The 13,014-nt window shown below is 62.9% G+C and carries 8 protein-coding genes; 7 read left to right on the top strand and 1 reads right to left on the bottom strand.

Going from position 1 to position 13,014, the window contains the following annotated elements; all coding sequences use genetic code 11:
* Positions 1-183 precede the first annotated feature (183 nt).
* The 5 genes from ACMTA2_RS03010 (at position 184) to ACMTA2_RS03030 (ending at position 9,769) form a co-directional block, all read left to right on the top strand.
* Positions 184-2,634: a glycogen/starch/alpha-glucan phosphorylase gene (locus ACMTA2_RS03010; protein ID WP_413793656.1), complete on the top strand. Its 2,451-nt coding sequence runs from the start codon at positions 184-186 to the stop codon at positions 2,632-2,634.
* Positions 2,635-2,926: 292 nt separating this feature from the next.
* Complete coding sequence (locus ACMTA2_RS03015; RefSeq protein ID WP_413793657.1) at positions 2,927-6,550, top strand: DUF2339 domain-containing protein; 3,624 nt, start codon at positions 2,927-2,929, stop codon at positions 6,548-6,550.
* Complete coding sequence (locus ACMTA2_RS03020; protein ID WP_413793658.1) at positions 6,547-7,923, top strand: DUF3999 domain-containing protein; 1,377 nt, start codon at positions 6,547-6,549, stop codon at positions 7,921-7,923. Before ACMTA2_RS03015 ends, ACMTA2_RS03020 begins: the two co-directional genes overlap by 4 nt.
* 235 nt (positions 7,924-8,158) lie before the next feature.
* Positions 8,159-9,169, top strand: a complete 1,011-nt coding sequence (locus ACMTA2_RS03025; RefSeq protein WP_030141457.1) for a class 1 fructose-bisphosphatase — start codon at positions 8,159-8,161, stop codon at positions 9,167-9,169.
* Positions 9,170-9,172: 3 nt separating this feature from the next.
* Complete coding sequence (locus ACMTA2_RS03030; protein ID WP_413793659.1) at positions 9,173-9,769, top strand: DUF924 family protein; 597 nt, start codon at positions 9,173-9,175, stop codon at positions 9,767-9,769.
* A 113-nt stretch (positions 9,770-9,882) separates the two neighbouring features.
* On the opposite strand, the gene ACMTA2_RS03035 is transcribed toward ACMTA2_RS03030, so the two are convergent.
* A complete protein-coding gene (locus ACMTA2_RS03035) occupies positions 9,883-11,775 on the bottom strand; it encodes a methyl-accepting chemotaxis protein (protein ID WP_413793660.1) in 1,893 nt (630 codons plus the stop codon).
* 284 nt (positions 11,776-12,059) lie between these two features.
* Here ACMTA2_RS03035 and ACMTA2_RS03040 point away from each other — a divergent pair, with 284 nt between their 5' ends.
* Positions 12,060-12,314, top strand: coding sequence for a lipoprotein (locus tag ACMTA2_RS03040; protein ID WP_018608002.1), 255 nt, complete (start codon positions 12,060-12,062; stop codon positions 12,312-12,314).
* Between the two features lie 31 nt (positions 12,315-12,345).
* Entirely contained in the window at positions 12,346-12,915 is a 570-nt protein-coding gene (locus ACMTA2_RS03045) for a lipocalin family protein (RefSeq protein ID WP_413793661.1), read from the top strand.
* The last annotated feature ends 99 nt before the right edge of the window (positions 12,916-13,014 follow it).

The following is a 13,014-nucleotide window of genomic DNA, read 5'->3' on the forward strand; positions in this document are numbered from 1 at the left end:
AGTTTTTTTTACATCCCGGCAAAACCCGCCCGTACCGGCACGGCCCCTGCATTCATTCGTCCATCGGCAATTCCTTGGCGACGATTCTCCGGCGTTCGGGGAACTACCACCGAACCAAGAGCCTGTACCGTCTGTCAGACCGACTAGGCTAAGACAATTCCATGCTCGTTCGAGGTCTCATCAATGACTCAAGAACCACTTGTTCGCGAAGCCGAAGTGGCTGCATTTCGCGATGCCGTGTTGACCAAACTCACTTATGCCGTCGGCAAGGACCCGGATCATGCGTTTGATCACGATTGGTTCGAAGCCATCGCCCTCGCCGCCCGCGACCACATGGTCGAACACTGGATGGACCACACGCGACAGATCTACCGCAAGGGCCAGAAGCGCGTGTACTACCTCTCCCTGGAATTCCTCATCGGCCGCTTGCTCTACGACAGCCTGAGCAACCTGGGCCTGCTGGACACTGCGCGCGAAGCCCTGACTGAGCTGGGTGTGGACCTGGAGCGCATCCGCCTGCTCGAGCCGGACGCGGCCTTGGGCAACGGCGGTCTTGGTCGTTTGGCGGCGTGCTTCATGGAAAGCATGTCGACCCTGGGCATTGCCGGCCATGGCTACGGGATTCGTTATGAACACGGCCTGTTCCGCCAGGCCATCGTCGACGGTTGGCAGCAGGAGCAGACCGAGCATTGGCTGGATTTCGGCAACCCGTGGGAGTTCGAGCGGCCGGAAGTGGTCTACCCGATCGGCTTTGGCGGCAGCGTCGAAACCGTCACCGATGACACCGGCAAGACCCGCCAGGTCTGGTCGCCGGCCGAAACCGTGCGGGCCATTGCCTATGACACGCCGGTGGTGGGCTGGCGTGGCGCCAGCGTCAACACCCTGCGCCTGTGGCGCGCCCGGGCCATGGAAGAGTTGCATCTGGAACGCTTCAATGCCGGCGATCACCTCGGTGCGGTGGCGGAAGTGGCCCGGGCCGAAAGTATTTCCCGGGTGCTGTACCCGGCCGACAGCACCGAAGCCGGCCAGGAGCTGCGGTTGCGCCAGGAGTATTTCTTCGTCGCGGCCTCGTTGCAGGATTTGCTGCGCCGCCATCGCAACATGCACACCTCAGTACTGACCCTGGGTGATCACGCCGCGATCCAGCTCAATGACACGCACCCGTCCATTGCCGTGGCCGAGCTGATGCGGCAATTGGTGGACGTCTACGACGTGGCGTGGGACGCGGCCTGGCAGATCACCCAGGACACGCTGTCCTACACCAACCACACGCTGCTGCCCGAAGCCCTGGAGACCTGGCCGGTGGGGCTGATGGAACGCATGTTGCCCCGGCACATGCAGATCATCTACCTGATCAACGCCCAGCACATCGATTCGCTACGGGCCAAGGGCGTGCACGATTTCGACGTGCTGCGCTCGGTTTCGCTGATCGAGGAGGATAATGGTCGTCGGGTGCGCATGGGCAACCTGGCGTTCCTTGGTTCTCATAGCGTCAACGGCGTGTCCGGTTTGCATACCCAACTGATGCGCAGCACGGTGTTCTCCGAACTGCACAAGCTCTATCCGGAGCGGATCAATAACAAGACCAACGGCATTACTTTCCGCCGCTGGTTGTTCCAGGCCAACGCCGAATTGACCTCGATGATGGTCGACGCCCTCGGTCCGAGTGTGCTCGACAACCCCGAGGAGCGCCTGATCGAGCTGGAGCCGTTTGCCGACAAGCCGGCGTTTCGCAAGCAGTTCGCCGAGCAGCGCCTGCACAGTAAGAAGGCCCTGGCTTACCTGATCCACGAACGACTGGGCATTGCCGTCAACCCGGCGGCGATGTTCGACGTGCAGGTCAAGCGGATCCACGAATACAAGCGCCAGTTGCTCAACCTGATGCACACCGTGGCGCTGTACCAGGCGATTCGCGCCGAGCCGGAAGTGGACTGGGTGCCGCGGGTGAAGATCTTCGCCGGCAAGGCCGCCGCCAGTTACCACCAGGCCAAGTTGATCATCAAGCTGACCAACGACATCGCCCGGGTGGTGAACAACGACCCGACCGTGCGCGGCTTGCTCAAGGTGGTGTTCCTGCCCAACTACAACGTCAGCCTGGCCGAAAGCATCATCCCGGCGGCGGACTTGTCGGAGCAGATTTCCACCGCCGGTTTCGAAGCGTCGGGCACCAGCAACATGAAGTTCGGCCTCAACGGCGCGCTGACCATTGGCACCATGGACGGCGCCAACGTGGAGATGCATGAGCGTGTCGGCGGTGAGCACATGTTCATCTTCGGCTTGACGGCCGAGCAGGTGGAAGCCCGCAAGCGCAATGGCGAATTCAGCGCCGCGCCGGACATAGCCGCCTCCCATCGGCTCAACGATGTGCTGCAGGCCATTCGTGGCGGGGTGTTCTCGCCGGATGACCCGATGCGCTACGCCGGGCTCGTCGACTCGTTGGTGGATTACGACCGCTTCCTGGTATGCGCCGATTTCGACGCCTACTGGAGCGCCCAGGCCAGGGTCGAAGAGCGCTGGCACGACTCCAAGCAATGGTGGCGTTCGGCGGTGCTCAACACCGCGCGCATGGGCTGGTTCTCCTCGGACCGGACCATACGCGAATACGCCACCGACATCTGGAAAGCCCTGGAGTAGCCTTTGCTGCAAGAAATGTGAGCGAAGCCCAACGGCGTTTGGGCTTCGTCGATATACTAGGCGCCAGTATCGCCGGGCTATGTGGCCGGGCTCAGCGCTGGAAGTGCCAACAATCCAATGTGGGAGCGAGCTTGCTCGCGATAGCGGCAGGTCAGGCAATATGAGTGTCGCCTGACACACCGCTATCGCGAGCAAGCTCGCTCCCACAGGGTTTGGGGGTTTCCACTAGACTGATCCAGGCACCGCATCACCCCGGTTACGCCCGCAACGGGCCGCTTAGGGATATCGACCAATGCAATGGATCTTGACGCTGTTGGGCCTGGCACTCGGCTGGGTGGTGGACGAGTCGATCGCCGATGCGCTGATAGGCGCGCTGGTGGGGCTTGGCGTCGCCCAGGCGTTTCGATTGGGGCGCCTGGGTGTCCAGGCGGCCCAGCAACAGACTGTGTTGCAAGAGGCCCAGCAGCGCTTGCTCACCTTGGAAGCCCGTCTGGCGGTTCTCGAACGCGGTCAGGTGGCCGAATCGAGTGAGTCGGCTCCTGCGCCCGAGAGGGTCGTGCCCCAGGCCGCGAAGCCCGAACCGCACAGCGAGCCGCCACTCGTCTGGGAACTGCCACCAGACCTCGAACCCGTCCCCACGATGGCCCCCCAGGCCAGCCAGCCGTTGCCCGATGACATTTGGACACCCGCGCCCGCCACGTCCAGTCGACGTGCTGCCCGCGACTTTGCCCCTCTGCCCCTGGAGCCCGTCGCGGCGGAACCGGCGGCCCCGCGTGGTCCGAATCTGTTCGACCGCGCCATCATCGGTGCGCGCAATTGGTTGTTCGGCGGCAATACGGTGCTGCGGGTCGGTGTGGTGCTGTTGTTCCTCGGCCTGGCATTTCTGCTGCGCTATGCCACCGAAGGCATGGTGGTGCCGATCGAAGTGCGTTACGCCGGCGTCGCGGCCAGCGCGTTGGGCCTGTTGGGCCTGGGCTGGTGGTTGCGCCAACGTAACAACAGTTATGCGCTGATGCTCCAGGGCACCGGGATCGCCGTGCTGTACCTGACCGTGTTTGCCGCCATGCGCCTGCATCCATTGCTCGACTCCAAGGCAGCCCTGGGCTTGCTGGTAGCGGTGACGGTGTTCTCGGCGATCCTGGCGGTGACCCAGAACGCCCTGGGCCTGGCTGCGGCGGCGGCCCTGGGCGGGTTTGCCGCGCCGATCCTGACCTCCACCGGCAGTGGCAACCACGTCGCCCTGTTCAGTTATTTCATCCTGCTCAATGCCGGTATCCTGGCGATTGCCTGGTTCAAGGCCTGGCGCCTGCTCAACCTGATCGGCTTTGTCGGCACCTTCGGCATCGGTTTCGCCTGGGGCCTGCGTTCCTACACGCCAGAACTGCTTTGGAGCACCGAGCCGTTCCTGGTGCTCTTCTTCCTTATTTATCTGGCAATCGGCTTGCTGTTCACCCGCCGCAAACTGCTGGAAATGAGCGATGCCCCCGAAGACGGCAGCCGTGATGGGTTGCTGCGCTGGTCGGCCCGCAAGGGCGACTACGTGGACGGCAGCATGCTGTTCGGCCCACCGCTGGTGGGCTTCGGCTTGCAGTTCGCGGTGGTGCAGCACCTGGAATTCGCCGCCGCCTTCAGCGCCCTGGCCCTGGGCATCATCTACATGGGCCTGGCGCGGCTATTGATGGGCGGTCGTGCCCTGTTGTTGGCGGAAACCTGCCTGGCCCTGGGGGTTATTTTCGCCAGCCTGGCGATCCCCCTGGGGCTCGACGCCCGTTGGACCGCTGCGGCGTGGGCCGTGGAAGGCGCGGGAATCTTCTGGCTGGGCCTGCGCCAGCAACGTCCATTCGCCCGGGCCTTTGCCTTGTTGCTGCAGTTGGGCTCGGCAGTGGCGTTTGTCAGCGAATTGCGCGGCGGCGTCGGCAGCCTGCTCGATGGCTCACCGCTGGGCGCGTTGATGCTCGGCGCCGCCTTGCTATTCACCTTCTACCAACTGCACAAGGCTGAGCCTGAACACTGCGCACCGTGGGAGCGCCAAGGTCGGCCGGTGCTGGCGGTGCTGGGGTTGGGTTTTCTCTATCTGTTGGCACCGCTGTTCTTCCTCACCCACGGCACCGCCATCGCTTGGGCCCTGGCCGGATTGGCGACGCTGTTTGTCGGCCTGCGCCTGCAATCGCGCAGCTTCCTGTTCACGGCATTTGCGGTGCAATTGCTCGGCGGCGCGCTGTTCCTGCTGCGCTTGCAAGGCGCCCAGGGCGATTCGACGGCGGTGTTCAGCGCGGGCTGGAGCGGTTTGCTCAGCGCTTCGTTGATTGGCCTGGCGTTGATCGGCGGTATGTTGCTGGCGGCGCGCGACGACATGGTGCGCAACGACGCCCGGTTGCTGCGTGGCTTGTCGGTGGTGTTGCTGGCGGGGCTGGTGCTGATCAATCTGGCGGTATTGTTCGTCTTGCCGTGGCAAGCGGCGAGCGGTGTGTGGGCGGCCAGCGGCCTGTTGATCATCTGGCTGAGCCTGTACCTGAAACAACGGGTGAGCTTTGTCTTCGGCCTGCTGCTGCAACTGCTGGGTGGCGCGGCGTTCCTGACGGCCGGGCCGGCGCTGTTGGGGCCACTCAATGCCGAGGATCTGCGACCCCTGGCCCATAGCGGCTTCTGGACGCCGCTGGTGCTGGGGCTGGCGGCGCTGGTGGGGGCATGGCGCCTGCAGCGGGCGCACGCGGCGCAGGAGCTGGAGGCCTTGAGCTTGCAGCGCCTGTCCGAGCTGCTGCTGATCTGGGGCGCCGGTTGGTGGGCACTGGCGTGGGTCAGCGAAGTGCTGCGCTTTGCCCCGGCGAACCTGCAAGGCAGCTTGCTATTGGTGGTCGCGGCGCTCAGCGTGGCGGTGTGGAGCGTTTTGTCGCTGAGGTTGAAATGGCCGGCGCTGGGGCTGCTGTGCACCTTGTTGATCCCGGCGGCGGGCTGTGTGCTGGTGGCCACGGGGCACGGCTACTATCACCCTGCCGCGGATTTCGGTTGGCTGGCCTGGCTGGCGGTATTCGCCGTGCATTTTCTGTCGCTCAAGCACTTGGCCGAGACGCTGCCGGCCCCGGCGCGCAGTACGGCCCATGTGCTCGGTTGCTGGTTGCTGATGGCAGTCTTGATGCTGGAGTTGCGTTACGGCCTGCTGTTGCTGTCCGAGCAGTACAACGCCTGGCGCTGGCTGGCCTGGGCGATCCTGCCAGGTCTTTACCTGGTGCTGATGGCCACGCCGCGTGCCTTGCCATGGCCGGTTTCGGCGCAGCCACGGGAATATCGTGTCTATGCGGCGGCGCCCATGGCGCTGTTGATGCTCGGTTGGTTCTGGCTGACCAACACCTTCAGTGATGGCACCGCAGAGCCACTGCCTTACGTGCCATTGCTCAATCCCTTGGAGCTGGGCCTGCTGTTTGCCTTGTTCGGTATCTATGTATGGGCTCGCAACGCCGTGGCGCAATCGACGAACCGATGGAGTCGCGTCGGGCACATCGCCCAGTTGATCGCCGGTGTGTCGCTGTTCGCATTCTTCACCGCCCTGGTGATGCGCAGTGCCCATCAATGGATGGGGGTGCCGTTCGAGCTGGATGCGCTGCTGGAATCGATGTTCGTGCAGGCCGGGTTGTCCATTGTCTGGACCCTGATTGCCCTGGGCCTGATGATCGGTGGGCATCTGCGCCATCGCCGGGAAGTGTGGCTGATCGGTGCGGCGTTGATCGCCGTGGTCGTGGCCAAGCTGTTCTTTGTCGAATTGAGTAACCGTGGCGGTCTGGCGCGGATCGTGTCGTTTATCGGCGTGGGTGTCCTGTTGCTGGTGGTGGGCTACTTCGCGCCACTGCCACCCAAGCGTCCGGAGACGGTCGTCCAGGATGAGCCGCCTGCGCCTGTCAGTGAGGGAGTGTCGTCTTGAGTCGCAAGTTGAATCGGATCGGGCTGGGTGGGATCGGGTTATGGGTGGCCTTGTCGGCCGTGGCCCAGGAGCAACCGACGGATTTCGCCCATCAGGTGCCATTGGCCTTGAGCGGCGAGGGGCCGTGGTATCGCTTCCCGTTGCCGCTGGACGTCCAGTTGCAAGCGCGGCAGACCGACCTGAGCGACCTGCGGGTCTTCAACGCCGCAGGCCAGGCCCAGGCCTATGCATTGGTGCGTGAGTCGGCCCAGAGCCGGGAAAACCGCACCCTCACCGACGTGAAGTGGTTCCCGCTGTACAACGCCGCCGATGACGACGAGCGCGCGCCCAGCGTGCGGGTGCAATCGAACGCCAACGGCACCCTGGTGGAAGTCCAGCCCGCGAGCCGGCTCGAAGCGGGGGAGGAGCAATTGCGTGGCTGGTTGTTGGATGCCAGCGCGATCAAGGCGCCGCTGCAGCAGTTGATCCTCGACTGGACCAGCGAGCGGGACGGCTTCCAGCGGTTCACCGTCGAAGCCAGTGACGACTTGCAGCACTGGCAGTCGTGGGGCGAAGGCCAGGTGGCGCGCTTGACCTTCGCCGACGAACAGGTCGAGCAGCATGAAGTGAACCTGCCGGGGCAGCCGGCGCGTTACCTGCGGCTGTTGTGGGATTCGCCGTCCTCCGCACCGGTGTTGACTTCGGCCCAGTTGCAAAGCACCCGTCGCGAAAACCTGCCGTTGCCGCTGGCCTGGTCGCAACCGTTGGCCGGCAGCACGACGAAGGCCGGTGAATACACCTGGCAGTTGCCCATGGGGCTGAACATCGAACAGGTGGAGGTCGAGCTGAGCCAGGCCAACAGCCTGGCGCCGGTGACCCTGGCCGGTCGCCGTGAAAGCAGCCATCCGTGGCAGCCGCTGGGCAGTGGCTTGCTCTATCGCCTGACCCAGAACGGCCAGGATGTGCTGCAAAATCAATTGCGACTGTCCGGCCAGACCGTGCAGCAATTGAAACTGACCGTGGACGAGCGTGGCGGCGGCCTGGGAGCCGAAGCCCCGCCCCTGCGCTTTGCCGTGCGTCCGACCCAGGTGGTGTTCCTGGCACGGGGCGAAGGGCCCTATCGACTGGCGCTGGGCAACGCGACAGTCAAGGCGGCCAGCTTGCCATTGACCACGCTGGTGCCCGACTACAAACCGTCGCGCCTGGCGACGCTGGGTACGGCGACTGTGATCGGCGCGGCCACATCGACCCCGGCTGCGGCCACGGCAACCACGCCTGCGACGGTCGAGACCCACTGGAAGAAAATCGGCTTGTGGGCGGTGCTGCTGCTCAGCGTGCTGTTCCTTGCTGCGATGGCGTTCAGCTTGCTGCGCAAGCCACCGGTCAAGGACTGAGGTGCGTTCATCGCGAGCAAGCTCGCTCCCACAGTTGATCGAGTTGTTTCGACGAACGCGGTCTATTGTGGGAGCGAGCTTGCTCGCGATGGCGTCCTTTCCAATCACAGAAATATCCAAGCAAGCCGCCACCCCGTGAACTCAATCCGCCATTCCCCGTCTCATAGGAGGAATTAAGTCGCGACTCGCGCTAAACTGCGCTGGTTTTTCCGCCCCCTATTCTTCGGAGCCGTCCATGTCCCGCGTTACCTTGAGTCGCTATTTGATTGAGCAGACCCGCAGCAACAATACCCCTGCCGATCTGCGCTTTTTGATCGAAGTGGTGGCGCGTGCGTGCAAGGAGATCAGCCACGCCGTCTCCAAAGGCGCGCTGGGTGGTGTCCTGGGCAGCATGGGCACCGAAAACGTGCAGGGCGAAGTGCAGAAGAAGCTCGACGTGCTGTCCAACGAAATCCTGCTCGAAGCCAACGAATGGGGTGGTCACCTGGCCGGCATGGCGTCCGAGGAAATGGACAACGCCTACCAGATCCCGGGCAAATACCCCAAGGGTGCCTACCTGCTGGTGTTCGACCCACTGGACGGTTCGTCGAACATCGACATCAACGCGCCGGTCGGCACCATCTTCTCGGTACTGCGTTGCCCGAACGAGTACCTGAGCCAGAACGAAGCCTTGAATGAAAAGGCCTTCCTGCAACCAGGCACCGAGCAGGTCGCCGCCGGTTATGCCATCTACGGCCCGCAGACCATGCTGGTGCTGACCCTGGGCGACGGCGTCAAGGGCTTCACCCTGGACCGCGAGATGGGCAGCTTCGTATTGACCCACGAAGACATCACCATTCCTGAAACCACCCAGGAATTCGCCATCAACATGTCCAACCAGCGTCACTGGGAAGCTCCGGTACAACGCTACGTCAGTGAGCTGCTGGCCGGTGAAGAAGGTCCGCTGAAGAAGAACTACAACATGCGCTGGGTCGCCGCGATGGTTGCCGATGTGCACCGGATCCTCACCCGTGGCGGCCTGTTCATGTACCCGCGCGACAGCCGTGAGCCGTCCAAGCCGGGCAAGCTGCGCCTGATGTACGAAGCCAACCCGATGTCGTTCCTGGTGGAGCAGGCCGGCGGTGCTTCCACCGACGGTCACCAGCGCATCCTCGATATCAAGCCTGAAGGCCTGCACCAGCGCGTGGCCGTGTTCCTCGGTTCGAAGGAAGAAGTGGCCCGCGCCACGGCATACCACAAGGAGTAAATCATGGCCGAGCCCTGGCAGCCGTTGCTCGATTGGTGGTTTGGTTCAGCCCAGACGCCGGACGACATAGCGGCTGACAAGGGCAAGCTGTGGTTTGGCAAAGGCCATGATCGCCAGGCGCAAGAGCGCTTCGGCGATCGGGTCGAGCAGGCGCTGACCGGCGGATTGACCGACTGGGCGCAACGCCCGGAAGGTTGGCTGGCCCTGGTACTGCTACTGGATCAACTCCCGCGGATGATCTATCGCGACACCCCTAAAAGCTTTTCCGGCGACCTGCGTGCCCAAGCACTGGTCGCCCAAGGCCTGGCGGCGGGGTTCGACCGACAACTCAAGCCGATCCAGCGCGTATTCATCTACCTCGTACTCGAACACTGCGAAAACCTCGCGGTGCAGAACGAAGCCGTGTCACGGTTTATCGACCTGGTTCGAGAACAGCCTGAAGCGCGGCGGGCGGTGTTTGAAGACAACCTGGATTATGCCGAGCGGCACCAGAGGATCATTGCCCGGTTTGGACGGTTTCCCCACCGCAATGCGGTGTTGGGGCGCGAGTCCACGGCTGAGGAAATGGCATTCTTGAGCAGGCCTGGGTCCAGGTTCTGATTCTTTCGGTGTAGCTGACGCCGCTATCGCGAGCAAGCTCGCTCCCACATTTGACCCCGTTCGCAATCATTAATGTGGGAGCGAGCTTGCTCGCGATGGGGTCTGTCCAGGCGCTAGATCCGGAAACTGCCCACCAACTGCTTCAACCGCGCCGCCTGCTGCTCAAGGTCGGCACAGGCCCGCAGGGTCGCTTGCAGGTTTTCCACGCCTTCCTGGTTCAGGGTGTTGATCTCGGTGATGTCGACGTTGATCGACTCCACCACGGCGGTCTGTTCTTCAGTGGCGGTGGCCACGGATTGGTTCATGCCGTCGATTTCACCAATGCGCTGGGTCACGCTGCCCAGTCGTTCGCCGGCCTGGTTGGCGATGCTGACGCTGCCTTCGCTCTGGCGCTGACTGTCGGTCATGGTCAGTACCGCTTCCCGTGCGCCAACTTGCAGTTCTTCGATCATCTTCTGCACTTGCTGCGCCGAATCCTGGGTACGGTGGGCCAGGTTGCGCACTTCATCGGCCACCACCGCGAAGCCGCGTCCGGCCTCACCGGCACGGGCGGCTTCGATGGCGGCGTTGAGGGCGAGCAGGTTGGTTTGCTGGGAAATGCTGGTGATCACCTCGAGAATCTGGCCGATATTCACCGTGTTGCTGTTCAGGGTTTCGATGTTGCCGCACGAGTCGCTGATCTTGGCCGACAACTGCTGCATGGCTGCGATGGTTTTATCCACCACTTGCTGGCCGTCTTCGGCCAGGTTGCGGGCCTCGCTGGAGTGTTGCGAGGCGAGGGCAGCGTTCTGGGCGATTTCCTGGGCGGCGGCACCGAGCTGGTTGATGGCCGCGGCCACGCTGCTGGTGCGCGAAGCCTGCTGGTCGGAGTTGAACATCGATGAGTTGGACGCGCTGACCACACGCAAGGCGACTTCGTTGACCTGGCCGGTGGCCGAGGCCACTTCACGGATCGAGGTATGAATGCGTTCGACAAAGCGGTTGAACGAAGTCCCCAGTGCGCCGAATTCGTCGTGGCCGTGGATGACCAGGCGGCGGGTCAGGTCGCCTTCGCCTTCGGCGATGTCATGCATGGCGCGGCCCATGGTCAGCAGTGGTTGCATCAGTACGCGGATCAACATGCCGAGCAGGGCGATGATAAACACCACGGCGATGACCATGGCGATCAGCGCCGACGTACGGAACTCACTGAGCATCGCCAGCGCGGTGTCCGTGTCGAGCACCAGCGCCACGTACCAGTCGGCGCCCGGCAGGCCGTTGACGCGGGTGAAGGAGATGAATTGGGTCTTGCCGTCGAGGTCGACTTCCTTCACGCCCGGGCTGATCTGCGGTGCGCCGTTGGGGTAGGCCTCGGCCAGGGTCTTGAGCACGCGCTTGCTGTCGGGGTGGATCAGGATCTTACCGTCGGCGCTGACGATGAATGCGTGGCCGTGGCCGCCGAAGTTCAGCGAGTTGATGATGGCGCTGACGCTGGACAGGTCGATGTCCGCACCGGCTACGCCAATCATCTGGTTTTGGTGCTGTACCGGCGTGGCGACGGTGATCACCAGCTTGCCCGACGAGGCGGCGATGTAGGGTTCGGTGACGATGGTTTGCTGTGCGCTGTTGGCGGCCTTGTACCAGCCACGGGCGCGCGGGTCGTAGTCGGCGGCGCGATTGCCGGCCGGTACCGAAAACATCACGCCGTCGATGCCGCCGAAATAGCTGAGCTGGAAGTTGCCCGTGTAGGCCGGCAGGCCCACGGCGCGCTTGAGGCTGTCGGCACTGCTGCCGTCCACGGCGATCTGCTGGGCCAGCGATTGCAGCAATTGGATACGGCCGTCGACCCACGTCTGGATGTTACGGCTGGTCAGGCTGCCAAGTTCCTGCATGGAGGTCTCGGTGCTGGCGTGTAGGCTCTGGCGTTGACGATAGTCGTTGAACAGGATGAAACAGGCGAATGCAACGGCCACCACGAGGGCGGCAGCCAGCAGGATTTTATGGCTGAATTTCATGTTTCTGGTCATTAAGAACACTACTGCGGAGGGACGGGTCAGGAAGGGCTGTCAATTTGCCGTAGCCCAGGATTTTGCGCTGTTGTTTTTTATCGGCGCAAAAGCCCGGCCCATCAGGCGCCAAGGGCCTGATCCCGACGAAAGGTACGACGGCGTCACAAACCGGTTGATTCATCGATGAAACACCTCTGCACAGCCAATAAATACTGGGCGCGTCAGGGAACCAGATAGGGGTTTTCTCTTCTAAGGATCAGGTTGGCACCCTGCCACCTCCCTTCCGTTCCAGGAGTTACACCATGTCGCTGCGATCTATCGCCCTGCTGTTTATGTGCGTCGTGTTGACCGCATGCAGCAAGGTCAACCAGGAAAACTATTCGAAGCTGTCGGCTGGCATGCCCAAGTCCGAAGTCGAAACGTTGCTGGGGAAGCCGACTGACTGTTCGGGCGCGCTCGGCATGTCCAGCTGCACCTGGGGCGATCAGAAAAGCTTTATCAGCGTGCAGTACGCCGGTGACAAAGTGTTGATGTTTTCCGGCCAAGGCCTGAAGTAAACCGGGGCCAAGCGCCCACGGGAGAAAAATAATGATGCGGTTAGTGTTTGTGCTTTTGGCTGGCCTGGTTTTGGCTGGCTGTGCCACTTCTGGCGAAGATCCGTTGGCACCCAAGACGGTCAACAACGTCAATCTCAAGCGTTACCAAGGGACCTGGTATGAGTTGGCCCGCCTGCCCATGTATTTCCAGCGCAACTGCGCGCAATCGGAAGCTCACTACACCCTCAAGCCAGACGGCAACGTGGGTGTGCTCAATCGCTGCCTGACCTCGGACTGGCAGTGGGAAGAAGCCAGGGGCACCGCCACGCCGCAGGTGCCGGGCAAGACCGATAAGCTCTGGGTCGAATTCGACAACTGGTTTTCCCGGATCGTGCCGGGCGTGGCGAAAGGGCAGTACTGGGTGTTGTACGTCAGCGATGACTACAAGACCGCCATCGTCGGCGACCCGAGCCGTCGCTACATGTGGCTGCTGTCCCGTACACCGACCGTCAATAGCGTCGTGCGCGAGGAACTGCTGAGCACGGCGCGCCAGCAGGGCTACGACACCACACGGTTGATCTGGCGCGCGTCGGATCGGCAGATGGCCAAGACTTCGGATTAACTGCCTCCGAATAGCCAATGTGGGAGCGAGCTTGCTCGCGATAGCGGACTTTCAGTCAACAGGTATGTTGAAGGTAAAGACTCCATCGCGAGCAAGCTC

It is taken from the genome of Pseudomonas medicaginis (assembly GCF_965119365.1).
Lineage (GTDB): Bacteria > Pseudomonadota > Gammaproteobacteria > Pseudomonadales > Pseudomonadaceae > Aquipseudomonas.